Origin of the sequence: Nocardioides stalactiti, assembly GCF_014180715.1 — a bacterium.
Classification (GTDB): domain Bacteria; phylum Actinomycetota; class Actinomycetes; order Propionibacteriales; family Nocardioidaceae; genus Nocardioides; species Nocardioides stalactiti.
In genome coordinates this window covers 1-24,993 of sequence record NZ_JACEFC010000062.1, presented here as the reverse complement: position 1 = coordinate 24,993, position 24,993 = coordinate 1, and the positions used below count along the sequence as shown (strand labels likewise).

At 71.8% G+C, this 24,993-nt stretch carries 27 protein-coding genes; 10 read left to right on the top strand and 17 right to left on the bottom strand.

Annotated features, from left to right (window positions below):
• On the top strand, nucleotides 1–204 hold a 204-nt coding region (locus H0487_RS13330; RefSeq protein ID WP_220793373.1), incomplete at its 5' end, for a hypothetical protein.
• Entirely contained in the window at nucleotides 204–953 is a 750-nt protein-coding gene (locus H0487_RS13325) for a cache domain-containing protein (RefSeq protein WP_183094722.1), read from the top strand. The genes H0487_RS13330 and H0487_RS13325, both read left to right, overlap by 1 nt.
• A gap of 210 nt (nucleotides 954–1,163) precedes the next feature.
• Here H0487_RS13325 and H0487_RS13320 read toward each other — a convergent pair whose 3' ends face one another.
• From H0487_RS13320 to H0487_RS13290, 7 genes are all read right to left on the bottom strand, one after another.
• Nucleotides 1,164–2,546 carry an NAD-dependent succinate-semialdehyde dehydrogenase gene (locus H0487_RS13320; RefSeq protein WP_183094721.1) on the bottom strand — a complete coding sequence of 461 codons (1,383 nt, stop codon included), beginning with the start codon at nucleotides 2,544–2,546 and terminating at the stop codon, nucleotides 1,164–1,166.
• 1 nt (nucleotide 2,547) lies between these two features.
• Entirely contained in the window at nucleotides 2,548–3,909 is a 1,362-nt protein-coding gene (gabT, locus tag H0487_RS13315; protein WP_183094720.1) for a 4-aminobutyrate--2-oxoglutarate transaminase, read from the bottom strand.
• A gap of 117 nt (nucleotides 3,910–4,026) precedes the next feature.
• Nucleotides 4,027–4,491 carry a carboxymuconolactone decarboxylase family protein gene (locus H0487_RS13310; protein WP_220793372.1) on the bottom strand — a complete coding sequence of 155 codons (465 nt, stop codon included), beginning with the start codon at nucleotides 4,489–4,491 and terminating at the stop codon, nucleotides 4,027–4,029.
• A gap of 38 nt (nucleotides 4,492–4,529) precedes the next feature.
• A complete protein-coding gene (locus H0487_RS13305) occupies nucleotides 4,530–5,204 on the bottom strand; it encodes a lysoplasmalogenase (protein WP_183094719.1) in 675 nt (224 codons plus the stop codon).
• Nucleotides 5,205–5,413: 209 nt separating this feature from the next.
• A complete protein-coding gene (locus H0487_RS13300; protein ID WP_183094718.1) occupies nucleotides 5,414–5,746 on the bottom strand; it encodes a hypothetical protein in 333 nt (110 codons plus the stop codon).
• Nucleotides 5,747–5,806: 60 nt separating this feature from the next.
• Nucleotides 5,807–6,763: a succinylglutamate desuccinylase/aspartoacylase family protein gene (locus tag H0487_RS13295; RefSeq protein WP_183094717.1), complete on the bottom strand. Its 957-nt coding sequence runs from the start codon at nucleotides 6,761–6,763 to the stop codon at nucleotides 5,807–5,809.
• A complete protein-coding gene (locus H0487_RS13290; protein ID WP_312855943.1) occupies nucleotides 6,753–7,265 on the bottom strand; it encodes an ATP-dependent zinc protease family protein in 513 nt (170 codons plus the stop codon). Before H0487_RS13290 ends, H0487_RS13295 begins: the two co-directional genes overlap by 11 nt.
• A gap of 89 nt (nucleotides 7,266–7,354) precedes the next feature.
• Here H0487_RS13290 and rimK point away from each other — a divergent pair, with 89 nt between their 5' ends.
• Nucleotides 7,355–8,545, top strand: coding sequence for a 30S ribosomal protein S6--L-glutamate ligase (rimK, locus tag H0487_RS13285; RefSeq protein WP_183094715.1), 1,191 nt, complete (start codon nucleotides 7,355–7,357; stop codon nucleotides 8,543–8,545).
• Nucleotides 8,546–8,981: 436 nt separating this feature from the next.
• Here the strand turns inward: rimK and H0487_RS13280 are convergent, their stop codons facing one another.
• A complete protein-coding gene (locus tag H0487_RS13280) occupies nucleotides 8,982–9,593 on the bottom strand; it encodes a hypothetical protein (RefSeq protein WP_183094714.1) in 612 nt (203 codons plus the stop codon).
• 159 nt (nucleotides 9,594–9,752) lie between these two features.
• Here H0487_RS13280 and H0487_RS13275 point away from each other — a divergent pair, with 159 nt between their 5' ends.
• Nucleotides 9,753–10,961, top strand: coding sequence for an MFS transporter (locus H0487_RS13275; protein ID WP_312855942.1), 1,209 nt, complete (start codon nucleotides 9,753–9,755; stop codon nucleotides 10,959–10,961).
• 5 nt (nucleotides 10,962–10,966) lie between these two features.
• Here H0487_RS13275 and H0487_RS13270 read toward each other — a convergent pair whose 3' ends face one another.
• Complete coding sequence (locus H0487_RS13270) at nucleotides 10,967–12,373, bottom strand: calcium-binding protein (protein ID WP_183094713.1); 1,407 nt, start codon at nucleotides 12,371–12,373, stop codon at nucleotides 10,967–10,969.
• A 13-nt stretch (nucleotides 12,374–12,386) separates the two neighbouring features.
• Entirely contained in the window at nucleotides 12,387–13,859 is a 1,473-nt protein-coding gene (locus H0487_RS13265) for a calcium-binding protein (protein ID WP_183094712.1), read from the bottom strand.
• Between the two features lie 70 nt (nucleotides 13,860–13,929).
• Here H0487_RS13265 and H0487_RS13260 point away from each other — a divergent pair, with 70 nt between their 5' ends.
• From H0487_RS13260 to H0487_RS13250, 3 genes are read left to right on the top strand one after another with little or no spacing between them, the layout of a single operon-like run.
• A complete protein-coding gene (locus H0487_RS13260) occupies nucleotides 13,930–14,757 on the top strand; it encodes a glycoside hydrolase family 25 protein (RefSeq protein WP_183094711.1) in 828 nt (275 codons plus the stop codon).
• Between the two features lie 56 nt (nucleotides 14,758–14,813).
• A complete protein-coding gene (gene trxA, locus H0487_RS13255) occupies nucleotides 14,814–15,155 on the top strand; it encodes a thioredoxin (RefSeq protein WP_183094710.1) in 342 nt (113 codons plus the stop codon).
• A 10-nt stretch (nucleotides 15,156–15,165) separates the two neighbouring features.
• Nucleotides 15,166–16,437: an MFS transporter gene (locus tag H0487_RS13250; protein WP_183094709.1), complete on the top strand. Its 1,272-nt coding sequence runs from the start codon at nucleotides 15,166–15,168 to the stop codon at nucleotides 16,435–16,437.
• Nucleotides 16,438–16,450: 13 nt separating this feature from the next.
• Here H0487_RS13250 and H0487_RS13245 read toward each other — a convergent pair whose 3' ends face one another.
• The 7 genes from H0487_RS13245 to hppD form a co-directional block, all read right to left on the bottom strand.
• Nucleotides 16,451–16,621 (bottom strand): hypothetical protein, encoded by a 171-nt coding sequence (locus tag H0487_RS13245; protein WP_183094708.1) that lies wholly within the window; start codon nucleotides 16,619–16,621, stop codon nucleotides 16,451–16,453.
• Nucleotides 16,622–16,631: 10 nt separating this feature from the next.
• Entirely contained in the window at nucleotides 16,632–17,822 is a 1,191-nt protein-coding gene (locus H0487_RS13240) for a Kelch repeat-containing protein (protein ID WP_183094707.1), read from the bottom strand.
• A 41-nt stretch (nucleotides 17,823–17,863) separates the two neighbouring features.
• A complete protein-coding gene (locus H0487_RS13235; protein ID WP_183094706.1) occupies nucleotides 17,864–18,178 on the bottom strand; it encodes a 4a-hydroxytetrahydrobiopterin dehydratase in 315 nt (104 codons plus the stop codon).
• Between the two features lie 41 nt (nucleotides 18,179–18,219).
• Nucleotides 18,220–19,041: a hypothetical protein gene (locus H0487_RS13230; RefSeq protein ID WP_183094705.1), complete on the bottom strand. Its 822-nt coding sequence runs from the start codon at nucleotides 19,039–19,041 to the stop codon at nucleotides 18,220–18,222.
• 106 nt (nucleotides 19,042–19,147) lie between these two features.
• Nucleotides 19,148–20,296: a fumarylacetoacetate hydrolase family protein gene (locus H0487_RS13225; RefSeq protein WP_312855941.1), complete on the bottom strand. Its 1,149-nt coding sequence runs from the start codon at nucleotides 20,294–20,296 to the stop codon at nucleotides 19,148–19,150.
• The gene (locus tag H0487_RS13220) at nucleotides 20,293–21,492 is read right to left on the bottom strand and encodes a homogentisate 1,2-dioxygenase (RefSeq protein WP_183094703.1); all 1,200 of its coding nucleotides are present in this window, start codon (nucleotides 21,490–21,492) and stop codon (nucleotides 20,293–20,295) included. Before H0487_RS13220 ends, H0487_RS13225 begins: the two co-directional genes overlap by 4 nt.
• A gap of 25 nt (nucleotides 21,493–21,517) precedes the next feature.
• Complete coding sequence (gene hppD / locus H0487_RS13215) at nucleotides 21,518–22,720, bottom strand: 4-hydroxyphenylpyruvate dioxygenase (RefSeq protein WP_183094702.1); 1,203 nt, start codon at nucleotides 22,718–22,720, stop codon at nucleotides 21,518–21,520.
• A 110-nt stretch (nucleotides 22,721–22,830) separates the two neighbouring features.
• Between hppD and H0487_RS13210 the strand changes: the two genes are divergently transcribed.
• The 3 genes from H0487_RS13210 to H0487_RS13200 all read left to right on the top strand — a co-directional run.
• On the top strand, nucleotides 22,831–23,337 hold the full coding sequence (locus tag H0487_RS13210; protein ID WP_183094701.1) for an Lrp/AsnC family transcriptional regulator: 507 nt from the start codon (nucleotides 22,831–22,833) through the stop codon (nucleotides 23,335–23,337).
• 50 nt (nucleotides 23,338–23,387) lie between these two features.
• Entirely contained in the window at nucleotides 23,388–24,344 is a 957-nt protein-coding gene (locus tag H0487_RS13205) for an esterase/lipase family protein (RefSeq protein WP_183094700.1), read from the top strand.
• 35 nt (nucleotides 24,345–24,379) lie between these two features.
• Nucleotides 24,380–24,993, top strand: a 614-nt coding sequence (locus tag H0487_RS13200) for a PhzF family protein (protein ID WP_183094699.1), incomplete at its 3' end; no start/stop codon positions are given.

Sequence of the window (24,993 nt, the reverse complement as noted above, 5' to 3'; positions counted from 1 at the left end):
GTCCGGCTCCAGAGCGAGTTCGGCGTCCTCCTGTGGCTGGCCTTCGGCGACGACGAGAGCCACGGCGACGTGATCGCCACCTGCGACGCCGTCGTCGACGCCATCGAGACGCGCGACGTCGACACCGCGCGCCACACGGCCGAGCAACGCGTCGCCGACGCCACCGCCCGGCTCATCGACTACCGACTCGACCAGGAGCTGTGATGGCCCACTCGACCACGATGAGCGCCGATACCGCCGCCGTCCTCGACGCGCTCACCGCGCTCACCGCCACTGCGTTCGACGCCGTCGACCAGATCACCGCGCCCCTCCTCGACCTGCTCTCGAGCAGCGGGGCCCCCCGCCGATCGACCCTGGTCGGGATCGATGCCGTCGTCACCGAGGTCGTCGAGCGGGTCGGACACCCGGCACAGGGCGCCGGCTACGTCGCCGCCGTGGGATTCCTGGCCGACGAACCGTGGTGGCTGGAGTGGTTCGGCCAGGGCGACGACGGGCGGGCACAGCGGGTGGTGTGCCAGACCGACCCGTCGGGGAGCGGCTTCTACGACTACGAGTTCCTGCCCTGGTACGTCGTCCCGCGCGACACCGGTCGGCGCCACGTCACCGGCCCCTACGTCGACTATCTCTGCACCGACGACTACACACTGACCTTCACCCAGCCGGTCCACCACGGCGACCGGTTCGCCGGCGTCACCGGCGTCGACGTCGGCGTCGGCACCGCCGAGAAGCTCCTGCTCCCCTCCCTGCGCGCCGCCGGCCAGCGCCTCGTCGTCGTCAACGAGCACGGTCGCATCGTCGCCAGCAACAGCGGCCGCCACGTCTGCGGCGACCTGGTCACCGAGGTCGACCTACCCAAGGTCTGGCCCGCCGCGGCCACCCCCGCCGCCGTCCCCGGTCTGCACGTCCTCGACGGCCTCCCCCTCGGCGTCCTCGAGCTCGCCACCCGCCGCTGACGCCGAATCGCCGGTCCTGCGGGATCGAGTCGCCGGAGTTGCGGGGTCGAGTCGCCGGAGTTGCGGTGCCGAGTTGCCACACTTGCTGGCAACTCGCGCCCGCAAGGTGGGCAACTCGCGCCCGCAAGGTGGGCAACTCGCGCCCGCAAGGTGGGCAACTCGCGCCCGCAAGGTGGGCGACTCGCGCCCGCAAGGTGGGCGACTCGGCGGTCAGGTGGAGAGGTCGACGGAGAAGTAGCGGGTCTCCTGGAACTCGCGGAGGCCTTCCCGGGCGCCCTCGCGGCCGACGCCGCTCTGCTTGACGCCGCCGAAGGGGGCGGAGGGGTCGGAGACGAGGCCGCGGTTGATGCCGACCATGCCGGCCTCGATGCGCTCGGCAAGACGGAGGGCGTCCTGGAGGCGGCCGGCGAACAGGTACGCCGCGAGACCGTAGTCGTTGTCGTTGACCAGTCGGAGCATGTCCTCCTCGTTCTCCCAGGTCACGACGGGCGCGACCGGCCCGAAGATCTCCTGTTGGAGGATCGCGGCGTCGGGCGCAACGTCGACGAGGACCGTCGGCGCGACGTACCAGCCGCCGTCGGGAGCCTCGCCCTCGTGGGCGATCCGGGCTCCGGCGGCCACCGCGTCGCGCACCAGCGCGCGCACGCCCTCGGCGGCGCGCTCGCTGATCAGGGGGCCGATCTCGTTGGCCGGGTCGGCGGCCGGTCCGACCCGGAGCGCCTCGACGGCCTTCCCGAACCGCGCGACGAACTCGTCGACGACGTCGACGTGCACGTAGAAGCGGTTGGCCGCGGTGCAGGCCTGCCCGCCGTTGCGGAACTTCGCGATCATCGCGCCGGCCACCGCCGCGTCGAGGTCGGCGTCGGCGGTGACGACGAACGGCGCGTTGCCGCCCAGCTCCATGCTCGCGTTGACCACGCGGTCGGCCGCCTGCTTCATGAGGGTCCGGCCGACCGGTGTCGAGCCCGTGAACGACACCTTGCGGACCCGCTCGTCCTCCAGCCACGCGGTGACCACCGCGGGGGCGTCCGTGGTGGTGACGAGGGTGACGACGCCGTCGGGCACGCCGGCCTCCCGCAGCAGGTCGGCGACCGCGATCGCCGTCAACGGCGTCTCCATCGCCGGCTTGAGGACGACGGTGCACCCGGCCGCAAGAGCCGGGGCGATCTTGCGGGTCGCCATCGCGGCCGGGAAGTTCCAGGGGGTCGCGAGCGCCGCGACCCCGACCGGCTGATGGGTGACGAGCGTCCGCGCGCCGGTCGACGGCGCGGTGCTGTAGTCGCCCTCCGAGCGGACCGCCTCCTCGGAGAACCACCGGAAGAACTCCGCCGCGTAGGCCACCTCGGCCCGCGCGTCCGCCTGCGACTTGCCGTTCTCGGCGGAGATCAGTGCGGCCAGCCGGTCGGTGTCGGCGACCATCAGGTCGTAGGCCTTGCGCAGCACCTCGGCCCGCACGCGCGGGGCGGTCGCCGCCCAGCCCGGGAACGCGGCAGCCGCCGCGTCGACCGCGGCGACGGCGTCGACGACGGTGCCGTCGGGCGCGGTGCCGACCACCACGTGCGACGCGGGGTCCAGGACGTCGAAGGTCGCCACGTCACATGCCCTTCGTGGCGGCGAGCGCCTCGGCGACGACGTCGAACGCCTCGGCCAGCAGGTGGTCGGGCATCGAGAGCGGCGGCAGGAACCGGAAGACGTTGCCCCACGTGCCACAGGTCAGGACGACGACACCGGCCGCGTGACAAGCGGCAGCGACCTGGGCCGCCAGCGCGGCGTCGGGCTCGGTCGTCCCCGGGACGACCAGCTCCATCGCGACCATGGCGCCCCGGCCGCGCACGTCGCCGATCCGCGGGTCGTCGGCCTGGAGGGCACGTAGCCGGTCGAGCATCGTCGTGCCGAGCTGCCGAGCCCGAGCGACGAGGCCGTCCTCCTCGATCGCCTCGAGGACGGCGAGGGCGGCGGCGCAGGCGAGCGGGTTGCCGCCGTACGTCCCGCCGAGCCCACCGGCGTGCGGCGCGTCCATCAGCTCGGCCCGACCGGTGACGGCTGCCAGCGGGAGGCCGCCGGCGATGCCCTTGGCGGTCACGATCAGGTCCGGTACGACGCCCTCGTCGTCGCAGGCGAACAGGTCGCCGGTGCGGGCGAACCCGGTCTGCACCTCGTCCGCGATGAACACCACACCATTCGCGGTGCACCAGTCGGCGACCGCCTGCAGGAAGCCCGGCGCCGGTACGACGAAGCCACCCTCGCCCTGGATCGGCTCGATCACCACGGCAGCCAGGTTGGCGGCACCGACCTGCTTCTCGATGACGTCGATCGCCCGATGGGCGGCGGCCGGACCGTCGACGTCGCCGTCGCGGAACGGGTAGGACATGGGCGCCCGGTAGACCTCGGGCGCGAACGGTCCGAAGCCGCTCTTGTAGGGCATCGACTTCGCGGTGAGCGCCATCGTCAGGTTGGTGCGGCCGTGGTAGCCGTGGTCGAACGCGACGACCGCCTGCTTCCTGGTGGCGGACCGGGCGATCTTCACGGCGTTCTCGACCGCCTCGGCACCGGAGTTGAAGAGCGCAGACTTCTTGGCGTGGTCGCCCGGGGTCAACCGGTTGAGGGCCTCCGCGACCCGTACGTACCCGTCGTACGGCGTGACCATGAAGCAGGTGTGGGTGAACGCCGCAACCTGGTCGGCCACTGCCGCCGCCACCCGCGGGTTGCTGTTGCCGACGCTGGTGACGGCGATGCCGGAGCCGAGGTCGATCAGGGAGTTGCCGTCGACGTCGACAACCACGCCACCGCCGGCGGCGACCGTGTAGACGGGCAGCATCGTGCCGACGGCGTTGGTCACCGCGGCGCTCTTGCGCTCAGCCAGCTCCCGCGAGCGCGGCCCCGGGACCTCGGTGACGAGCCGGCGCTCCTGGGGAAGGGTGGGCCCACCCGTGACGGCGATCGTGGGTGTGGACATGACGGCTCCTCGGTCGGGGCGGACGCGACCCCACCACGCTAGGGCCGACGCCGCCCTCCGCACATGTCAGTCCTGCACAACCTCACTCCGTTGGTTGTGCCCTTCTGTCACGTTGGTTCAGCGAACTGGGTGGTGGCTGGTGATCGACACCCGGTTGAAGGCGTTCATGCTGATCGCGGCCCAGGCGACGACGGCGTAGGCGGCGTCGCCGAGGACCTCCCGCGCAACGTCCTCGGTCAGTCCGCGGTCGGCCGGGGACGGGATCCGGGTGATGCTCTCGGCGAGCTCGAGCGCCGCGCTCTCGACGTCGTCGAAGAGCTCGGTCTCCTGCCACTCCTGGAGCACGACGATCCGCCGCGGGTCCTCGCCGAGCCGGACCGCCTTCTGGAAGTGGACGTCGAGGCAGTAGGCGCAGCCGTTGATCTGGGAGACCCGCAGGTAGATGAGCTCGAGCAGCCCCTCCGCGAGCCCGGCAGCCGCGGCCGCGGCCGAGATCTGCTTCTTCACCGCGCCCATCGCCGCCCACACGTCCGGGGCGGCCTTGTCGAGGTAGAGCGGTCCGTCGGTCGGGGTCTGGCTCACGGGGGCAGCCTACGGTCGAGGCCGGCAGCGAGCGCCGACTACAGCCGCCCGGCTCCCTCGCTGATGAGGAACTGCGCCGAGGTGTAGGTCGCCATGACGGCGCCCTCGACGAGCGGGCTCGGGTCGTCGAGCACGAACTTGCGCATACCGAGGGTCGAGTCGGACGCCAGGAAGGTCAGCGCGCCGGCAGCGACCAGGCGCCGGCCGGCCGTGCTCGTCGACGCGTCGAGGCGGGTGGCGGCGACGACCATGCTCGTCAGCACCGCGGAGTACGGCGCCACGACGGCCGCCACTCCCGCCCGGCGGGCGTTCCACGCCATCAACGGCGCCGAGGTCGCCCAGACCAGGGCGAGCGTGCGGGCGCGCGGGTCGGCGACCAGTCCCGGCTCACGCCGGCGCCGTGGGACGAACGCCGCCAGGTAGGCGAGATGACCGAGCCCGAACGCCGTGGTCCCGACGGCGAAGGGCTTCTTCTCCTCGCTGAGCAGCGAGACGTCCCCGACCCAGCCGCCGGCCTGGGCGGCGAGGACCGGCAGGCGTGCGGACAGCGAGGTGCCGGGCGTGGTCGCGAGCGAGGCCGACAGGACCGGCATCAGCAACGGCTTCGTGACGTACCGCGCTCGGTGGGCGGCGGGCCGGTGCGAGGCCGACAGGGCCGTGTCGAGCGCCGCGAGTCCGACGTACGCCGCCTTGAGCCGGGTGGGGAGCCGCATGGCCGGACGCTATCGCTCCGCGCCGGTCGCGTCAGCGACAGCGACAGCGATCGGCTTCCTGTCGATCCATCGGCAAGGGAGAGCTCCATGCCGACGTCGNATCGGCAAGGGAGAGCTCCATGCCGACGTCGACCGTGACGACGCGTGATCGGGATCGACACCAACGGCTGCTCGGCGCCGAGCAGCCCGGTGCCGCCGAGCGGCCCGGGTCAGCCCTTGACGACGGCGGCGTGGACCTGCTCGAGCATCGCCTTGAGCTCGGGGAGCTGCTTGACGAGGGCGATCTCCTCGGCCAGCTCGGTGAGCAGGCCCTGGACCTGCCCGAGGACCTGCTTGGTCTCGGCCAGGGTGGCGTCGACGGTCTCCATGCGCTGGTCGACGCTCGCGAGCGTGCCCTCGACCGTCGAGAGGGTGCCCTCGACTGTCGTCAGCGTCCCCTCGACGGTGGACAGCGTGCCGCCGACCGTCTCCAGGGTCGCGTTGGCGCTCGACAGCGTCTTGTCCGCGCGCTTCAGGATCTCTCCGACCGGGTTGAGCCCCATGCCGGCCCCCTTCGTTGTGACCTACTTATTTACAGAGGTGTAGTAAACACCACGAGGGGGTCAGCCCTCCACGGTCGCGATGTGCACGAGGGCGTCGCCCGCGTTGACGATCGGCGCCCGGGTCAGGCCGATGACGATGCCGGCCCGGTCGGCCATGACGAGCCGGACGCGCCGCCCGAAGGTGTCGGAGAGCCCGCCGAGCCGCTGACCGGCCTCGACCACGGCGCCCAGCTCGATGTCGAGGTTGAGGATGCCCGTCCCGCGCGCCCGCACCCAGGCGGTGCTGCGCGACACCGCGCTCAGGGGGACGACGTCGGTCGGGTGCGGGTCGACCATGCCGAGGTACTCCAGGACCCGACGGATCCCGACGACGCCGGTCTTGATCGACAGGTCGTCGAAGCGCAGCGCCTCACCGGCCTCGTAGAGCAGGGTCGCCGCCCCCACCTCGACGGCCGCCTGGCGCAGCGACCCGTCGCGGAGCCGGGCGTGGATCATCACCGGTGCGCCGAACGCGGCCGCCAGCGTACGGGTGCGCGGGTCGTCGAGGTCGGCCCGGATCTGCGGCAGGTTGGCCCGCTTGTCGGCCGCGGTGTGCACGTCGATGCCGATCTCGCACTTGGTCACGACCTCGGTCATGAAGAGGTGCGCGATCCGGCTCGCGAGCGACCCCCGCGGGGAGCCGGGGAACGAGCGGTTGAGGTCGCGACGGTCGGGCAGGTAGCGGTCCCCCGCCATGAACCCGAGCACGTTGACGACGGGGACGGCGAGCAGGGTGCCGCGGAACTCCTTGGGCGTGAGCGTCGCGATGAGCTCGCGGATGACCTCGACGCCGATCACCTCGTCGCCGTGGATCGCGCCGCTGACCCAGACCGTCGGGCCGTCCTCGCGGCCGTGGACCACCCGCACGGGCAGGCTGGCGTCGCCGCCGGTCACCAGCCGGGTGATCGGCAGCTCGACGTCGCGCGCCGTACCGGCCCGCACCCGGACGTTGCCGATCGCGAACGACTCACGCGCCACTGGCCGACCCCGTCTGACCTTGGTCGTGGGAGAGACCCCGGTTGCGTCGTCGTACGACGCGCTTGGGCCGGCCGCCGAGGTAGGAGTGGTTGGAGTCGACGACGAAGCCCTGCTTCAGGGCCTCCCGCCCGACGAGGAGGCGGAAGCCCATCTCGTCGCGCCGGGTCAGGGTGACCTCGGTGTGGATCCTGCGAGTCCCGATCCGGATCGTCATCAGGACGACGTACCGCTCCTGGACGTGTCCGGAGGAGCTCTTCACCCTGCGCACGTCATGGACGGGCAGCTCGGCGACGACCGCGTCCTGGGCACTGCGCTGCCAGGGGTGGATCGAGAACCGCACCCACGGCACGCCGTCGCGCTCGAACTCCTCGAGGTCGAAGGCGTGGAGGGCGGAGCTCCGCGCGCCGGTGTCGAGCTTGGCCTTGATCCAGTCGACCCCGAGCTCGGGCAGGCTCACCCATTCGCGCCATCCTGCGACGCTGGTTAGATGGGTGGTGGGCACGACCCCATCCAAGCAGGCCGGTCACTGTGCGTGTTCGCAGTCCGGCCCGCAACTTCCCCCCCAGTCCCCACGACCGATCGGGCTCAGACGTGAAGCTGGCGATTCTCTCGCGCGCCCCCCGCAGCTACAGCACCCAACGCCTGCGGACGGCGGCACTCGACCGTGGCCACGACGCGAAGGTGCTCAACACCCTTCGCTTCGGCATCGACCTCTCGGGTGACGAGCCGGACCTCCAGTTCCGCGGCCGTACGCTCTCGCACTACGACGCGGTCCTGCCGCGGATCGGCAACTCGATCACCTACTACGGCACGGCTGTGGTGCGGCAGTTCGAGCAGATGGACGTCTACACGCCCAACACCGCCAGCGGCATCACCAACTCCCGCGACAAGCTCCGCGCGACCCAGATCCTGTCCCGCCACGGGATCGAGATGCCGGCGACGACGTTCGTCCAGGACCGGGCCGACGTGATCCCCGCGATCGAGCGGGTCGGCGGGGCACCGGTCGTCATCAAGCTGCTCGAGGGGACCCAGGGCATCGGCGTCATCCTGGCGCCGACGATCAAGGTCGCCGAGGCGATCATCGAGACCCTGCAGAGCACGCGTCAGAACGTGCTGATCCAGCGGTTCGTCAAGGAGAGCAAGGGCCGCGACATCCGGGCGCTGGTCGTCGGCGACCGCGTCGTCGCGGCGATGCGCCGGACCGCGCAGGGCGACGAGTTCCGGTCCAACGTCCACCGCGGCGGGAGCGTCGAGCGGGTGGAGCTCGACGAGAAGTTCGAGCAGACCGCCGTCCGCGCCGCGCAGATCATGGGCCTCAAGGTGGCCGGTGTCGACATGCTCGAGGGCCGCCGCGGTCCGCTGGTGATGGAGGTCAACTCCTCCCCCGGCCTGGAGGGCATCGAGACCGCCACCAAGCTCGACGTCGCCGGCGCGATCATCGACTACATCGACAACCAGGTCGCCTTCCCGCACATCGACGTGCGCGAGCGGCTCAGCGTCTCGACCGGGTACGGCGTCGCCGAGCTCGTCGTCAACGGCGATCCCGACCTGGTCGGCAAGCCCCTCGGCGAGTCGGGCCTGCGCGAGCGTGACATCACCGTCCTCACGCTGCACCGCGGCGTGCAGGTGATCCCCAACCCGCGCCGCAGCCAGGTCCTCGAGGACGGCGACCGGCTGCTGTGCTGGGGCAAGCTCGAGGAGATGCGCTCGATGATCCCCGCCCGCCCGAAGCGCCGCTCCCGGGTCAAGCGCCTCCCGAAGAACCCCATCCACGAGAGCTGACCCCGACCCGCGGTCGTTGCGCCGCTACGGATCCGGCAGGTTGATCGAGCAGGCCTGCTCGGTGAAGGCCGTGAACTCCGCGAACGCTGGCTCCGTCGCTTCGTCCGGCTCCACGTCACGGCGCATCGCCCGCAGAAGCTCTCGCAGGAGCGGCTTCCACTCAGCGGGTGCATGCTCGGCGAGCCGGCCCGCCAACCGAAGGCGCTCCTCCCCTCCCGGCACATCCGCGCCGACGACGAAGCGGCTCGCCGTCCTGCAGAACCGGTCGCGGCCGCCCGACTCGAGGTTGTCAGCCTCGAACTGTGGCGCGGCAGCGGACGGCCCCTCACTGGAGCCTCCGCTTCATTGCTGTGGTCGGCGCGGGCTGACGGGACTGACGCCGCGATCAGAAGCGTCGCCACAGCAGCCGACCGCAGCACTCCTCGATACGTCCGACTCATGGCCGACCCCGCGAGCCACTGGACGCCCGCACCCGATGCGCGACGTCCCCAGCCGTGACGCCGCCCCACGGGCCATGCTCCCGAGCGTCATGGCCGCTCGGCCCGGGATGCTCACCCTTGGTGCTGAAGCGGCCATGATCGGAGGTCAGCCGGAGTACGCCATCGCTGCCCTCGCGGAGGTAGTACCAGCCCTCGTCGCCGGGAAAGCTCCACTGCACGCCGTTCATCACATAGCCCGTACCGTCCGTCTCGTAACCCTCCTCTTCGAACGTGAGTCTCTGCTCGACGCTCGCCGCGCCCTTGACCACTTCGAGCACCTCGAGATCCACTGTCCGGAAAGTGAGGAGGTCCTCGCCCGGAGTCCCCGCTGAACGGCCAGGGCCAGCGGCGAGCACCCGACCGCGAATGATGTAACCGCTCGCGGCGGCCATCTCATCGAGACTGTCGTAGTGGTAGAGGGTCGAGCCCTCAGCAGAAATCTCAGGTCTCTCCGTGAAGCGTGGAGCGTCCTTCTCCGGCTCCTCGCCGCACCCTGTCACCAGGACCAGAACGATCGCTGCACTGAGCAACCCCCAGCTGGCGCGCCTCCTCCGCGCTCTCTCCATCATCGGACCCCTCCTGTCGTTTGACGACCGGTCCGTGCCGGCCGATACCTCATAGACGTAGAAGGGCGCGAAGTCCTTACGCCAACTTCAGAGACGAATTTCACGCCTCGGGTGGGGGGCTTCGATTCGCCCGGCGGCGGGGATCCGTCGTTCACTTCTCCGGTGACCGCGCAGCTGACCGACGCCGAGGTGTCGGTCCGGCGACGGTGGGCGATGCTCGCGGTCGGTACCGCGGCGCAGGCGTCGTCGGCGACGATGGTGCACGGGCCGGCGTTCCTCATCCCGGTGCTGCACGTGCGCGAGGGGATGACGCTGGCCGAGGCCGGCCTGGTCGCGGCGGCTCCGATGGCGGGCCTCATGTGCACGCTCGTCGCGTGGGGACTGGTCGTCGACCGGCGTGGGGAGCGCTTCGCCCTGCTGACCGGGATCAGCGGCGTCGTGGTCGCCGGGGTGGTCGCGGTCCTCGTCGACGGGCCGTGGCAGGTCGCCGCCGCCCTCTTCGTCGCAGGTGCGTCGTCCTCGGCCACCAACGCGGCGTCCGGTCGGATCGTCGTCGGCTGGTTCCCGCCCGAACGGCGCGGGCTGGCGATGGGCATCCGGCAGTGCGCGCAGCCGCTCGGGGTCGGGCTCGGTGCCCTGACGATGGCGTTCCTCGCCGATCGCTACAGCGTCGCCACCGCGTTGTGGGTCCCGCTGGTCGCGGCGGCGATCGCGCTGGTCCTCGTCGCCGCCCTGGTCATCGACCCGCCACGACCGCCCGCGGCCGAGCGCGCCGGTGCCGCCAACCCCTACCGCGAGGACCGCTACCTCGCGCGCGTCCACTCGACCTCGATGCTGCTCGTCGTCCCGCAGTTCGTCGTCTGGACGTTCGGCCTCACCTGGCTGGTCGACGAGCTCGGCTGGGCGGCCGGCTTCGCGGGCATCGTGGTCGCCGTCACCCAGCTGATCGGTGCGCTCGGCCGGATCGGCGCGGGCCACCTCTCCGACCAGGTCCGCAGCCGGACCCGACCGACCCAGTGGATCGCCTGGGCCGCCGCCGGCACCATGCTCGCCCTCGGAGCCGCTGCCTCCGGCTCCGCGTCATGGGCCGTCGGCCTCGCGGTCGGTCTCCTCGTGGTCGCGTCCGCGGTCACCGTCGCCGACAACGGCCTCGCCTACGCCGCCGTCGCCGAGCGCGCGGGCGCGTTCTGGTCCGGCCGCGCCCTCGGCATCCAGAACACCGGCCAGTACCTCGTCGCCTCCGCCGTCCCGCCGATCGCCGGCATCGTCATCACGGCCTGGGGGTACGGCGCCGCCTTCGCGCTCGCCGCCGGGTTCGGTCTCGTCGCCGCCGCCGTCGTACCGGTCGCGCAGGAACGCCCGCTCAGCTAGCCGGCTCAGCAGGTGATGGTGTCGCCGACGTCGCCGACGCAGTTCGAGGTGGCATCGGAGATCGCGGTGTCGCCGCCGAAGCCGTCGCTGACGAGGATGGAGTCCCCGCCGCCCTGCCCGTCGAGGGTCACGTTGACCGTGCCGAGCCCGCCCTGGAGGGCGTCGGCGAACGACGTGCCGAAGAGGTGCTCGATCCCGCTGACGCTGTCGAAGGTGCCGTCGGAGGTGAAGACCTCCTCGTCGTCGAGCTCGGCGGTGATCGCTCCGAGCGTCTCGGCGGCGTAGCTGATCGTGTCGACCCCGGTGCTGGGTCCGCCCACGACGAAGTCGTAGCCGTCGCCGGTCACGAAGGAGTCATTGCCGACCCCGCCCAGGAGCGTGTCGTCACCGGCCCCACCGGTGATGGTGTCGTTGCCGGTGCCACCGGAGATCCAGTTCGGCCCGGCGTCTCCGATGATCGTGTCGGGGCCGAGGCCGCCGATGACGTCCTCGACACCGTCGATCACCCCGACGCGGCCGTTCAGTGTCATCACGCCGGTGGCCAGGTTCACCGAGTTGGAGGGGCCGAAGCCGGTGGCCCCGAGGTCGAGGGTGTCGCGCCCGTCGCCGCCGCGGACCGTCTCCGGACGGTTCCCCGTGGAGGGAGCGAGGACGTCGTTCCCGGCCAGGCCGTTGAGGGTGTTGTAGTTCCCGTCGCCGATGAGCACGTCGTCGCGGATGGTGCCGACGACGGCCTCGAAGTTCGTGATCGCATCCACGCCGGTCTGGCCGGTCGCCGACCTGGCCCCGAGGTCGACCTGGACACCGCTCCCGGTGAGGTCGCTGAAGCTGATGGTGTCCCGGCCGTCGCCGCCGTCGGCCACGTCGTCCTGGATGCCGGGCTGGATCACGTCGTTGCCCTCGGCGCCGAGGAGCCGGTCGCTGTCGCCGCGTCCGACGATCACGTCGTTGCCACCCAGACCCTCCAGCCGGTTGGGGCCAGCGGACCCGACCAGGCGGTCGGCCCGGTCGGTGCCCACGACGTTCTCGACCCTGACGACCGTGTCGGTCACCGCACCGGTCACGGACCCGGCCGACAGCCGGACCTCGACGGAGCCGGTCGCCAGGTCGTCGTAGCGCACGGCGTCGGTGCCGGTTCCGCCGTTCACCGTGTTGGACCCGCGCCCGGGCCAGATGGTGTCGTTGCCGTCGCCGGCGACGAGCTCGTCGTCGCCGGCCAGCCCACGGAGCAGGTCGTTGCCGCCGAGCCCGCAGATGACGTCGTTCCCGGAGGTCCCGGTGAGGACGTCGTCGCCCGGCGTCCCGGTGATCGTGCAGGGCGCGGCGGCTGCCGGCGAGAGGGACGAGCCGAGCACGACGATCGGCGCGACCGTGACGGCGGCGGCGAGACGGGCCAGGGGGGAGCGGTTCACGTCGTCCTCTTCCTCAGCAGCTGATGGTGTCGCCGGGATCACCGGCGCAGGACGAACCTACGTCGGCGTCGATCACGTCGGCCCCGAATCCGTCGGTGGTGTCGATGTCGTCGAGGCCTCCGCCGCCGTCGATGCGGACCTTCCGGTCGCCGAGCCCGCCCGCCAGCACGTCGGCGTGACCGGTCGCGACGAAGGTCTCGACGGCATCCAGGTAGACCGAGACGTAGTCGTCGATCAGGCCCACTCCCCAGCCGAGGTACTCCGGCTGGACCATCAGCGGGTCCGGTGTCCCTGCATAGCTGACGGTGTCCACACCGGCACCGCCGTAGACGCTCGCCATCGTGTCTCCGCACCCGCTGAGCGCGCCGGGATGGGCCACGTCGTCGCCGTCGCCGAGCGCGTAGTAGCCGCAGACGAGCCGGCCGGTGATCACGTCATCGCCGCCGCCGGTGTCGATGAAGCGCCAGCCGTCGCCGCCGTTGAAGACCACGTCGTCCTGGTCGGTGGCCACCACGTTGTCGATCGCGTGGATGGTCGTGCTCCCCGGGCCGGTGACCATGCCGGTCACCAGGTTCAACGTGATCCCGGTCGTGGTGACGTCGGAGTAGTCGAGGATGTCGCCCAGGTACTCGCCCTCGCGGCCCCGATAGCTGCCTCCTCCGAAGATCTCGTCGTCGCCGAGCCGCGGGTGGATCGAGTCACTGCCCTGGTTGCCGTTGATCATGTTGGGGCCGTCGGTCCCCTGGAGGACGTCCCAGCCACGCGTGCCGATGAGGTTCTCGAACGACGGCACGGAGTCCTCTCCCGTCTTCTCACCGGACGACGTCGCGGCGGCGAGGTCGACGGCGACCGCCACCCCGATGCCCACGACGTCCTGGTAGCTCAGCAGGTCGGTGCCGGGGCCACCGTTCGCGAGGTCGTCACCGCGCCCCGGCCGGATCGTGTCGTTTCCCTCGCCCCCGAGGAGCTGGTCGCCGTCGTTGCCGCCGAGGAGCACGTCGTCGCCGCCCCTGCCCTCGAAGCGCTGGCCTCCCGCGTTGCCCTCGATCCGGTCGTTCCCCGCAGTTCCGATGACGACCTCGACCCCGCCGAGGGAGTCCGTCGCCGCGCGGGTCGTCGTCCCAGCGACCAGGTCGACCGCGACCGAGCCCGACGCCAGGTCGTCGTAGCGGAGGCTGTCGCGCCCCTCGCCACCCTGGACCGCGTTGGCACCGGTGCCGGGGAACAACGAATCGGCGCCGCCGCCACCGGAGAGCTCGTCGTTCCCGGCGCCGCCGCGCAGCACGTCGTTGCCACCCCGTCCGCGCAGGACGTCGTTGCCGCCGTAGCCGCAGAGGACGTCAGGTCCGGCGGTGCCGACGAGCACGTCCTTGCCGGGGGTGCCGCGGACCGTGCAGGCCAGGCTCGAGCCGGAGGCCGGGGGTAGCACCGGCAGCACGAGGGGGAGGATGCCGATCACGAGCAGGGCCGGAGGGAACCGTCGCATGGGGCGACGGTAGGCGCGATCGTCGCGGCACGGGGGCGGTTCGGCCGATCCGATCGCCTAGGTTGGGGCCGTGCGGACGGTCGCGGTGGGGACAGCGGGGACGGCCCTGCTGCTCGTCCTGATGGGCTGCAGCGGGGAGGCCGGGTCGGGACCCGACGCCGCGCCCACGCCCCCACCGTCGTCCCCGTCGGCCTCGACGTCCGCCGATACCGGCACCGCGGCGCCACCCCCGGCTCCCTCCTCCACCCCCGACGAGAGCCTCGACGAGAGCCCGCCGCCGGGCGTCGTACCGGGGACGAAGCGGCGGGTCCGCCACCTCGGGATCGACGCATCCCACCACCAGGGTCCGATCGACTGGCGGCAGGTCGCGGGCGACGGGATCACGTTCGCCTACCTCAAGGCGACGGAGGGGACGACGTACGCCGACCCGACGTTCGCCGACCACCGCGCCACCGCGCTCGACCACGGCCTCCGGGTCGGCGGCTACCACTACTTCCAGCTGTGCTCCTCCGGGGCGGAGCAGGCTGCGCACTTCGTGGAGGTGCTCGGCGACCAGTCCGCCGGCAACCTGCTGCCGCCCGCCCTCGACCTCGAGCTGGCGGGCAGCTGCGAGGTGCCCCCGCCGCGCGACGTGCTGCTCGCCGAGGTCCGGTCCTTCCTCGACGGGGTGGAGGAGGCGACCGGGCGTGAGCCGATCGTCTATCTCTTCCCCGACTTCGAGGCGCGCTTCGGGTTCGCGGCCGAGCTGGACGACCACCGCCAGTGGGTCCGCAGCCTCGGCGTCGAGCCCGACCGCACGTGGTGGGTCTGGCAGCGCACCGACCAGGGGACGGTCGCCGGCATCGCCGGGCCGGTGGACGTCAACGTGATGTGGCGGCGCGAGACCGTCGGACGCTGATCCTCCGCGGGGATGACTTCCGGAATAGCCCCGCATCGTGCGACGGTTGCACCACCATGTCCACGATCGACCTGACCTCCGCGACCTTCGAGCAGACGGTGCTCGACAACGACATCGTCCTCGTGGACTTCTGGGCGTCCTGGTGCGGCCCGTGCCGCAACTTCGCCCCGATCTACGAGACCGCGTCGGACGCACACCCCGACCTGGTCTTCGCCTCGATCAACACCGAGGAGGAGCAGGCGCTCTCCAGCGCCGCTCAGGTCACTTCGATCCCGACGCTGATGGCGTTCAAGAAGGGCCAGCTCGTGTTCCGCCAGGCGGGCGCGCTGCCGGCCTCGGCCCTCGACGAGTTGATCGCCGCGGTCCGCGCGCTCGACATCGACGCCCCCGCGGACTGACCGGCACGGGGTGAGCGGGCTCCGTTCCTTCTGGGCGGCGCTGCCGACCGAGGGTCGCTGGCTGCTGTCGACGATCGCGGTCCAGACGCTGGGCCGTGGGCTGACGCTGCCCTTCACGATCATCTACCTCCACGAGGTGCGCGGCTTCGACCTCGGCCTCTCCGGCACGCTGATGAGCCTGATCGCCGTGTCGGCCCTGGTGGTGACCGGGCCCGGTGGCTCCCTGACCGACCGGTTCGGCGCCCGCGTCGTCCTGCTGGTCGGCTGCGGCGCGATGGTCGTCGGCAACGTGCTGCTCGCGTTCGCCACGACGCCGGAGGTCGCGGCGCTCGCCCTGGTCCTCATCGGCATCAACTTCGGCGTCGCGTGGCCGGCGTTCAACTCGCTCATCGCAGCAGTCGTCGAGGGCGACCTGCGGCAGCGCTACTTCGGGATCAACTTCGCCCTCGTCAACCTCGGGATCGGCGTCGGCGGCGTGGTCGGCGGCCTGTACGTCGACGTGTCGGAGCCGGGCACGTTCACCACGATCTTCCTCATCGACGCGGCCTCTGCGCTGATCCCGGCCGCACTCCTGGTCGGACCGTTGCGCCACGTGAGCGGTCGCGCCGAGCACGACGAGGACGACGTGGACGCCGAGCCCGCGAGCTATCGGGCGATCCTGCGCCGGCCGGCGGTGCTGTGGCTCACCGGCCTGACCTTCATCGCGATGTTCGTCGGCTACGGGCAGTTCGAGGCCGGTCTCCCCGGCTACGCCCGCCAGGTCGCCGAGGTGTCGACCCAGGTCATCGGGGTGGCCTTCGCGGTCAACGCGGCGGTCATCGTGCTGCTCCAGTTCGCCGTGCTCAACCGGATCAGCGGGCGTCGGCGCACCCGCGTCATCGTCGTGATGTCCGTGCTCTGGGCCGCGGCCTGGATGCTGGTCGGCGGCAGCGGACTGGTGCCCGGCACCGCCCTCGCGGCCGCCGGGCTGCTGTCGTTCATGGGCGTCTTCGCCCTCGGCGAGACACTCCTCCAGCCGACGGTGCCCGCGATCAGCAACGACCTGGCGACCGACCGGACCCGCGGCCGCTCCAACGCGATCAACGCCGCCGCCTTCCAGGGCGGGGCGATCACCGGCCCGGCCGCCGCGGGCTTCCTCCTCGAGCACGACCTCGGCGAGGTCTACGTCGCGATCATGCTCGCCGGGTGTGCCGGCATCGCCGTGATGGCGCTGGCGCTCGAGCGACGGATGACGCCCGAGGCCAACGGGATCGGTCCCGTGGCCGAGCCCGCCGAGGCCTGAGGTCCCGCGGCGCTCAGCGCCCCAGCAGCGTCATCACGAGACCGAGGGCGACGACCAGGACGACGACCACCGCCATCACCCGGCCGTAGGCGCGGACCACCCGGTGGCTCGTGGGCACCGGGGCGCCGGCGGCCGTGATCCCCTCGGGCGGTACGCCGCGTCGGTGGCGGGCTCGGTCGGTCACCGGGGAAGTATCACCCGAGACGGTAGGCCCAGGCGTCGGTGGACCACACGTTCTCCGGGCTCCAGTCCTCCGGGTCGTCCGGGACGTCCCAGTCGGCGCCGCCGAGCACGACGAGGACGTCACCGACCCACTTGGCGGGACCGGGGTCGGGCGGTGCGTCCTCCGGCTCGGGGAGGCGGGTCCAGGTGCCGGCCGCGTCGTCGTACAGCCAGCCCTCGACGGCGAGGACGGGCGCGCGCAGCGCCTCGACCGGCCAGCCGCCGGTGGACTCCTCGGGAGGGCTCGGGAGCGGGGACCACTCACCGGTGACCGGGTCGATCCGGCCGCCGTACGGGAGGACGCGGCCGTAGTTGTTGACCTCGCCCCCATCAGCACCACCGAGGGAGGGGTCGACGAGGTGGGTGCCGGTCCAGGTCATCCGCCAGGCACCGATCTGGTCGGCGACGGGCAGGGTGCGCCACTCGTCGGCGCCGTCGGGCAGCACCGCGACCAGCACGAGCCCGGGGTCGGCGGGTCCACCGTCCGGCTCGATCTCCTTCGCCGTCAGGAACAGCCCTTCCGGCGTCCAGGTGAGGAGCCGGTCGAACGCGGGCTTGAACGGGTCCTCCGGCAGCGTCGACCACGCTCCTGTGGCGGGCTCGTAGACGCGGTCGGGCCGGATCCCGTTCTCGTCGCTCCCGGACGCCAGCACCAGGCGGTCCCCGGCCGCGGCCAGCGCCGCCCAGCCGGGCTTCTGCGGAGTCTCCACGACCTCCCAGGCGTCGGCTCTGCTGTGCCAGACGAGCAGCGTCTGGTCGGCGAGGACGAACAGGTCGTCACCGATGACCGCCGCGGAGGAGAACGGCCGGACCGGGCGCGGGGCGTCGGCGATGGAGCGCCAGGCGTCGCTGGCGGGGTCGTAGGCGGCTCCGTCACGCTCGTAGTTCCGCGGCGGGATCACGCAGTCGGCGTTGGGTGGGCACGGCGGGCCGCTGAAGCCGCCGACGAAGACGGCCTCGCCGTCCACGGTCGCCGCGACCGAGCCCTCGCGCGGGCCGAGCGGCGGCGCCGACGTGGCAGTCCACCCGTCGTCGCCGGGGTCGTCCTCGGGCGCGGCGGAGTCAGTGGTCCTCGTCCGCGGGGGGTCGTCAGAGGTCTCCGACCCGCAGGCGGCGAGAGTGCCGCCGAGGACGAGGGCAGCGATGACGAGGGGGCGGCGCACACTCCTGTGACGGAGGAAGGGGTGCCTCCGGTTCCCTCCGGTCATCGGTCGGGGTCGGCGTCGATCCCGAGCTCGCGCGCAGCCGCGGAGATCTGCTGGGCCAGCGCGACGTCGCGCTCGCTCAGCCCGCCGATCTCGTGGGTGGAGACCCGGACGCTGACGCGCGGGTAGCTCAGGTCCACGTCGGGATGGTGGTTGGCGGCATCGGCGAGCGCCCCGATCCGTACGACGAGGTCGACGCCGCGCGCGAACGAACCGGTCGCGAACACGGTGCCCACCTCGCCGCTCGCGAGGACGCGCCAGTCCTGGACGCCCTCGGCAGCGGTGAACTGCTCAGCGGTGATGGGAGTGACCATGCGGTCGACGGTAGTCCCCCGCCGCTCACGGCACGGGCGCGTCAGGCCTTGACGTGGGTGGGGGACTTGGGCTCGGGGAGGGCCTCGCGGTCCTCGGGGCCCTGGGGCAGGATGACCGCCGCGATGCCGGGCCAGGCGTTGTCGATGAGCTCGGCCATGTCGAAGTCGGTGGCACGCCGTACGTAGGGCTTGGAGAGCTCGGTCCGCACGACCTTGACGAGGAAGCGGCGCAGCTCGGGCTCGAGACGGGCGAGCTTCTGGAGGACGGCGCCGCGGCGGGTGTCGCTCTGCAGCGTGAGGGCCACCTCCTCCTCGTTCGGCACCGTGATGTCGATCCGCACGCGAAGCGGCGCGACCGTGTGGATGGTCAGGATGATCGGGACGACGACGTCGGCGGTGAACCGGTGCTTGTCGACCCGCATGTCGATGTCGAAGACGACACTGATCGGCAGGAAGATCCGGTAGGCCAGCAGGTCGCCGGGGATCTCCTCGCCCTTGCACTCGCGGAAGGTGCCGAGCGCGCTCACGGTCGCGGCCTTGCGGCCGGGGCCGGCGCCAATCGGGCCGAGCTGGATCGTGGGCCCGAGCAGCTCGTTGATCATCGTGAGGATCCGCTGCTTGTGGAGCACGCGACGGATGTACTCGAAGCCGAACTCCTCGTAGGAGATCTCGTGCTCCTGCTCGCGCGCCTCCGGCGTACCGCCGAGCGCCACCGGAGCGGTGGCCGCCTCGGCATCGATGCCGACGAAGCCACTGAGCTCGTCGGCGCTGACGACGACCACCTCGAGCAGCGCCTCCACGGACTCGACGGTTTCGTCCTGCTGGGCTGCCTCGGTCACGTCTCCCCCGGTCTCGTCGTCCACTTGCTCTCCCCCCGCCAGCGCTCGAGGCGCTGCATCGGACGTTCCACTCTAGCCCTCGGCCATGGCCAGATCCCCAGCCAGTACGGGGAATTCTCCTCCGCTTGACTCAGCCTTCGCGGGAAGCGACGATGCGCCCCCGCACCTCGCCCAGGTCGAGCCGGGTGCCACCCGGCCCCGGCGCGGTCGCGGTGATGACGACCTCGTCGCCGTCGTCGAGGAACCCGCGGACCGTGCCGTCAGGGAGCGTGATCGGTTCGGTGCCGTTCCAGGTCAGCTCGATGAGCGAGCCCCGCTGCCCCGGCTCCGACCCGCTCACCGTGCCGGACGCGTAGAGGTCGCCGGAGCGCAGGGACGCGCCGTTGACGGTGAGGTGCGCCAGCTGCTGTGCGGCCGTCCAGTACATCTGGGCGAACGGCGGCGTCGCCACCACGTGTCCGTTGAGCCTGACCTCCAGCCGCAGGTCCAGCCCGTACGGCGGCGCGGTCGCGTCGTCGAGGTAGGGCAGCAGCGCGGGCTCGCGCGGTGGCGGCGCGACCCAGGCCGCGTCGAGCGCGGCGAGCGGGGTGACCCAGGCGCCGACGGACGTGGCGAAGGACTTGCCGAGGAAGGGCCCCAACGGCTGGTACTCCCAGGCCTGGACGTCGCGGGCCGACCAGTCGTTGACGAGGCAGAGCCCGAAGACGTGGTCGCGAAACCCGTCGAGCGGCACGGCCTCGCCGAGGGTCGACGGCACGCCGACGACGAAACCGACCTCGGCCTCGATGTCGAGACGCGTGGTCGGACCGTGCACGACGTCGCCGTCCGGGGTGCGACGTTGGCCGGACGGTCGCCGGACGTCGGTACCCGAGACGACGACCGTGCCGGCCCGGCCGTGATAGCCGACCGGCAGGTGCTTCCAGTTGGGCGGCAGCTCGGGCTGGCCGGGGCGCAGGATCCGGCCGAGGTTCCGGGCGTGGTGCTCGGAGGAGTAGAAGTCGACGTAGTCGGCGACGGTGAACGGCATCAGCAGCCGGACCTCGTCCAGCGGATGGAGGTGTTCCGCGGACGGCTCCAGCGCGGCCACGGCGTCGAACACGCACTGCCACAGGTGCGGTCGGGCTGCGAGCAGCCGGTCCAGGTTGGGGCCCATGACCTCGGCGCCCAGGTCCGGCTCCAGGGCGGCCGCGAGGTCGAGCACCTGGTCGCCGTACCGGACCCCGATCCGGGCACCTCCGTCCGCTCCCAGGGGCTCGAACGATCCGTAGAGGTGCGTCACCGACGCCCCCCGGCCCATGACCACGCGTACTCACCGTCGTCCGAGGCGCGCCCGGCCTCGCCGATCTCGAGCGGCCGGAAGGTGTCGACCATGACCGCCAGCTCGTCGAAGCTCTCGACGCCGAGGCTCGCCTCGATGGCGCTCGGCTGCGGGCCGTGGGCGTGACCGCCCGGGTGCAGCGAGATCGAGCCGATACCGATCCCGGATCCCTTCCTGGCCTCGTAGTCCCCGGCGACGTAGAACATGACCTCGTCGCTGTCGACGTTGGAGTGGTAGTACGGCACCGGCACCGCGAGCGGGTGGTAGTCGACCTTGCGAGGCACGAAGTTGCAGATCACGAAGTTGTGGCCCTCGAACACCTGGTGGACCGGCGGCGGCTGGTGCACGCGTCCGGTGATCGGCTCGAAGTCGGCGACGTTGAAGACGTAGGGATAGAGACAGCCGTCCCACCCGACGACGTCGAACGGGTGCTGCGGCACGACGTGGACCGACCCGGCGAGTCCGCCCGGTCCGGCGCCACGGTGCTTGATGAAGACCTCGACGTCCTGCTCGTCCCTGACCTCGGGCGGGGTGGGCAGCCGCAGGTCGCGCTCGCAGTACGGCGCGTGCTCGAGGAGCTGCCCGTAGCGCGACAGGTAGCGCTTGGGCGGGGCGATGTGGCTGTTGGCCTCGATCGCGTAGAGCCGCAGCGGACCGCGGCCGGTCGGCACCCAGCGGTGCGTGGTCGCCCGCGGGATGATCACGTAGTCGCCGCTCGCCACCTCCAGGTGGCCGAAGACCGTTTCCACGGTCGCCTGCCCGCTCTCGACGAAGACGACCTCGTCGCCCACGCCGTTGCGATACAGCGGGGAGGTCGCACCGACGACGGCATAGCTGATCCGCACGTCCCCGTTGCCGAGCACGAGCCGCCGACCGGTCACCGCGTCGACCGCCTTCCAGCCGTCACCGGGGAAGAGGTCGTGGAGCCGCAGGTGCCGCGGCGTGAGCGGACTGTTGGGCTCTGTGCGCTGGTCCGGGAGGTCCCACGCCCGGGCGTCGACGATCGCCGCCGGCACGTGCCGGTGATAGAGCAGCGAGGAGTCGGAGGAGAACCCCTCCTCACCCATCAGCTCCTCGTAGTAGAGCGTGCCGTCGGGAGCGCGGTGCTGCGTGTGCCGCTTGGGGGGCACGTCGCCCACCCGCTGGTAGTGCGCCATGTGACCACTCTCCTCCTCAGCCGTCTCAGAGGTTGCCGCGCCGCTCCTGCTCACGCTCGATCGCCTGGAAGAGCGCCTTGAAGTTGCCCTTGCCGAAGCCGAGCGAGCCGTGCCGCTCGATCAGCTCGAAGAACACGGTCGGCCGGTCGCCGATCGGCTGGGTGAAGATCTGGAGCAGGTAGCCGTCCTCGTCGCGGTCGACCAGGATGCCGCGCTTCTGGAGCTCCTCGATCGGCGCGCGGACCTCGCCGATCCGGGCCCGCAGCGCGGGGTCCTCGTAGTAGCTGTCGGGGGTGTTGAGGAACTCGACGCCGGCGGCACGCAGGTGGTCGACGGCGGTGAGGATGTCGTTGGTGGCGAGCGCGAGATGCTGGGCGCCGGGGCCGCCGTAGAACTCGAGGTACTCGTCGATCTGGCTGCGCTTCTTGGCGATCGCCGGCTCGTTGAGCGGGAACTTCACCCGGTGGTTGCCGCTGGCGACGACCTTGCTCATCAGCGCCGAGTAGTCGGTGGCGATGTCGTCCCCGATGAACTCGGCCATGTTGGCGAACCCCATGACGCGGCGGTAGAAGTCGACCCAGTCGTCCATCCGGCCGAGCTCGACGTTGCCGACGACGTGGTCGAGCGCCTGGAAGATCCGGCGCGGCGCACCCTCGGGGCGGACCAGCGCCGAGTGCCGGGTGACGTAGCCCGGCAGGTAGGGGCCGCGGTAGCGGCTGCGGTCGACCAGGGTGTGCCGGGTCTCGCCGTACGTCGCGATGGCCGCTCGGCGCACGGTGCCGTGCTCGTCCGTCACGTCGTGGGGCTCCTCGAGGACGGTCGCCGCCTGCGACGCGGCGTGCGCGATGCAGCGGTCGACGTCGGGCACCTCCAGCGCGATGTCGACGATGCCGTCGCCGTGCCGGGCATGGTGGGCGATGACCTCGCTCTCCGGACGAACGCCTCCCTCGACCACGAACCGGACGGCGCCGCTCTCGAGCACGTAGGAGCGGCGGTCCCGGTTGCCGGTCTCGGGGCCGGAGTAGGCGACCAGGTCCATCCCGAACGCGGAGGCGAAGAAGTGCGCGGTCTGGGTCGCGTTGCCGACCCACCAGACGACCGCGTCCCACCCGGTGACCGGGAACGGGTCGTGGCTGGCGTCGTAGTCGACGAGCCCGACGAGCTGGTGCAGCTGGTCGATGCTGAGGTGGGCGAGTCGCTCGGCGTCGGTGAGCTGGTCGAGGGTCATGGATCCAGGGAAGCCGATCGGTCGCTGCTGTTCAACCGCGCCAGTTGGACCTCGCCTATCTGCCCATATCTGCCCAGCAAACCGCCATTGGACTGGTCATAATGATCAGCATGAGCCTGGACCGACTCGACCTGGCGATCCTCACCGCGCTCCACGAGCACCCGCGGGCGGGCGTCCTCGAGATCTCCCGGATCACCCAGGTCGCGCGCGCCACCGTCCAAGCCCGCCTCCAGCGCCTGGAGTCCACCGGGGTGGTGACCGGCTACGGGCCCGACATCGACCTGGAGGCTGCCGGCCAGCACGTCTCGGCGTTCGTGACCCTCGAGATCGCCCAGGGCGCACTCGACCAGCTCGCCCCCGAGCTCGAGGCGATGCCGACGATCCTGGAGGCCTATGCGACGACCGGCTCCGCCGACGTGCTCTGCAAGGTGGCCGCCTCCTCGCACGCCGACCTGCAGGAGACGCTGATCGCGCTCAACCGGTCGCCCTCTGTCGTCCGTACGACGAGCGTCGTGGTGCTGGGCACCGTGGTGGCGCCGCGCGTGCTGCCCCTCCTCGAGCGGTCGGCGGAGCAGCGCGACGCCCGCGCCCCGGCGTACCGCACCCGTTCGACGTGACCCGGCGACCTCTGGGAGGTTGTTCCCCCGGGAGACCGGGAGGGGATCACATGTCACGCCGTCACACGTCCGTCACGCGCCTCGTGCTCGCTGCTGCGAGCGCACTGCTCGCGACGAGCGCAGGCCTCGTCCTCGCGCCGAGCGGTCACGCCGAGGAGGACCTTCCGGTCGACTACAACTTCCTCGTGGGCGCGGTCCGCGCAGGCGCCGAGATCGACGCCGACCCACCCGGGGGCAACGACTGGACGTGCCGGCCGACGGCACGCCACCCGCGGCCGGTCGTCCTGGTCCACGGCACGGCCGGCAACAAGAACACCAACTGGCGCGCCTACGCACCGTTGCTCGCCAACCACGGCTACTGCGTCTTCTCCCTCACCTACGGCGTCGTTCCCGGCTCACCGGTTCCGGTCAACCAGCTCGGCGGGATGGGCCGGATGCAGGACAGCGCCCGCGAGCTCAAGGCGTTCGTGGCGCGAGTGCTGCGCGCGACCGGCGCGCGCAAGATCGAGCTGGTGGGCCACTCCCAGGGCACCCTGATGCCGGAGTACTGGGTGAAGTTCCTGGGCGGTGCGCCGTACGTGAAGAACTACATCTCGCTCGCACCGGTGTGGCACGGCACCCGCCTCGCGGACCCGGCGCCGCTGCTCGCCAACGCCTTCGGTCTCCAGGAGGACCAGATCCCCGTGTGCGCGGCGTGCGGGCAGTTCGCCGCGCGGTCGGCCTTCATGGCGCGGCTGCGCGAGGGCGGGCTGGTCGTGGGCGACATCGTCTACACCAACATCATGACCAAGTACGACCAGCTGGTCGTGCCCTACACGAGCGGCCGCGAGCCCGGCATGCGCAACATCGTCGTGCAGGACCACTGCGCCACCGACTACTCCGAGCACTTCGAGATCGCCGCCGACCCCGTCGGCGCCCAGATCGTCCTCAACACCCTCGACCCAGCGCACCGTCAGCCGGTGCCCTGCATGGTCGTGCTCCCGTTCGTGGGTCCACTCGGCGGCTGAGGCACCGGCCGCGCTGCGCCCCTAGGCTCGGCGGCATGGTTCTGCCGTTCCGCCAGGTCGACGTGTTCAGCACCGTGCCCCTGCAGGGCAACCCGGTGGCCGTGGTGCACGACGCCGACGGCCTGGACGAGGAGCAGATGGCGGCGTTCGCGCGGTGGACCAACCTGTCCGAGACCACGTTCCTGCTCACCCCGACCGACCCGGCGGCCGACTACCGGTTGCGGATCTTCACCCCGGGCGGCGAGCTGCCGTTCGCCGGGCACCCGACGCTGGGGTCGGCGCATGCGTGGCTGGAGGCCGGCGGGTCACCGAAGGGTGACGGGCTGGTCCAGGAGTGCGGTGTCGGCCTGGTCCCGCTGCGCCGTGGCGAGCGGCTCGCCTTCGCCGCTCCGCCGCTGGTCCGCTCCGGACCGGTCGACGCCGCCGACCTCGACCGGGTCGTGCGCGCGCTCCGGATCGACTCCGCGGCGGTCGTCGACAGCCAGTGGGTCGACAACGGCGCGGGCTGGGTCGCCGTACGACTCGGCGACGCGGCGGCCGTGCGGGCGCTGGAGCCCGACTTCGCCGCCTTCGACGGCCTCGACATCGGCGTGTGCGGGCTGCACCCACCGGGCGCCGCGACCGCCATCGAGGTGCGCGGGTTCGCGCC

Excerpts from the sequence above, each read along its gene's own strand:
- H0487_RS13280 (WP_183094714.1), bottom strand. The coding sequence starts at position 9,593 with ATGATGGAGAGAGCGCGGAGGAGGCGCGCCAGCTGGGGGTTGCTCAGT.
- H0487_RS13325 (WP_183094722.1), top strand. The coding sequence starts at position 204 with ATGGCCCACTCGACCACGATGAGCGCCGATACCGCCGCCGTCCTCGAC.
- H0487_RS13210 (WP_183094701.1), top strand. The coding sequence starts at position 22,831 with ATGAGCCTGGACCGACTCGACCTGGCGATCCTCACCGCGCTCCACGAG.
- trxA (WP_183094710.1), top strand. The coding sequence starts at position 14,814 with ATGTCCACGATCGACCTGACCTCCGCGACCTTCGAGCAGACGGTGCTC.
- H0487_RS13265 (WP_183094712.1), bottom strand. The coding sequence starts at position 13,859 with ATGCGACGGTTCCCTCCGGCCCTGCTCGTGATCGGCATCCTCCCCCTC.
- gabT (WP_183094720.1), bottom strand. The coding sequence starts at position 3,909 with ATGTCCACACCCACGATCGCCGTCACGGGTGGGCCCACCCTTCCCCAG.
- hppD (WP_183094702.1), bottom strand. The coding sequence starts at position 22,720 with ATGACCCTCGACCAGCTCACCGACGCCGAGCGACTCGCCCACCTCAGC.
- H0487_RS13220 (WP_183094703.1), bottom strand. The coding sequence starts at position 21,492 with ATGGCGCACTACCAGCGGGTGGGCGACGTGCCCCCCAAGCGGCACACG.
- H0487_RS13300 (WP_183094718.1), bottom strand. The coding sequence starts at position 5,746 with ATGGGGCTCAACCCGGTCGGAGAGATCCTGAAGCGCGCGGACAAGACG.
- H0487_RS13235 (WP_183094706.1), bottom strand. The coding sequence starts at position 18,178 with ATGGTCACTCCCATCACCGCTGAGCAGTTCACCGCTGCCGAGGGCGTC.
- H0487_RS13205 (WP_183094700.1), top strand. The coding sequence starts at position 23,388 with ATGTCACGCCGTCACACGTCCGTCACGCGCCTCGTGCTCGCTGCTGCG.
- H0487_RS13305 (WP_183094719.1), bottom strand. The coding sequence starts at position 5,204 with ATGCGGCTCCCCACCCGGCTCAAGGCGGCGTACGTCGGACTCGCGGCG.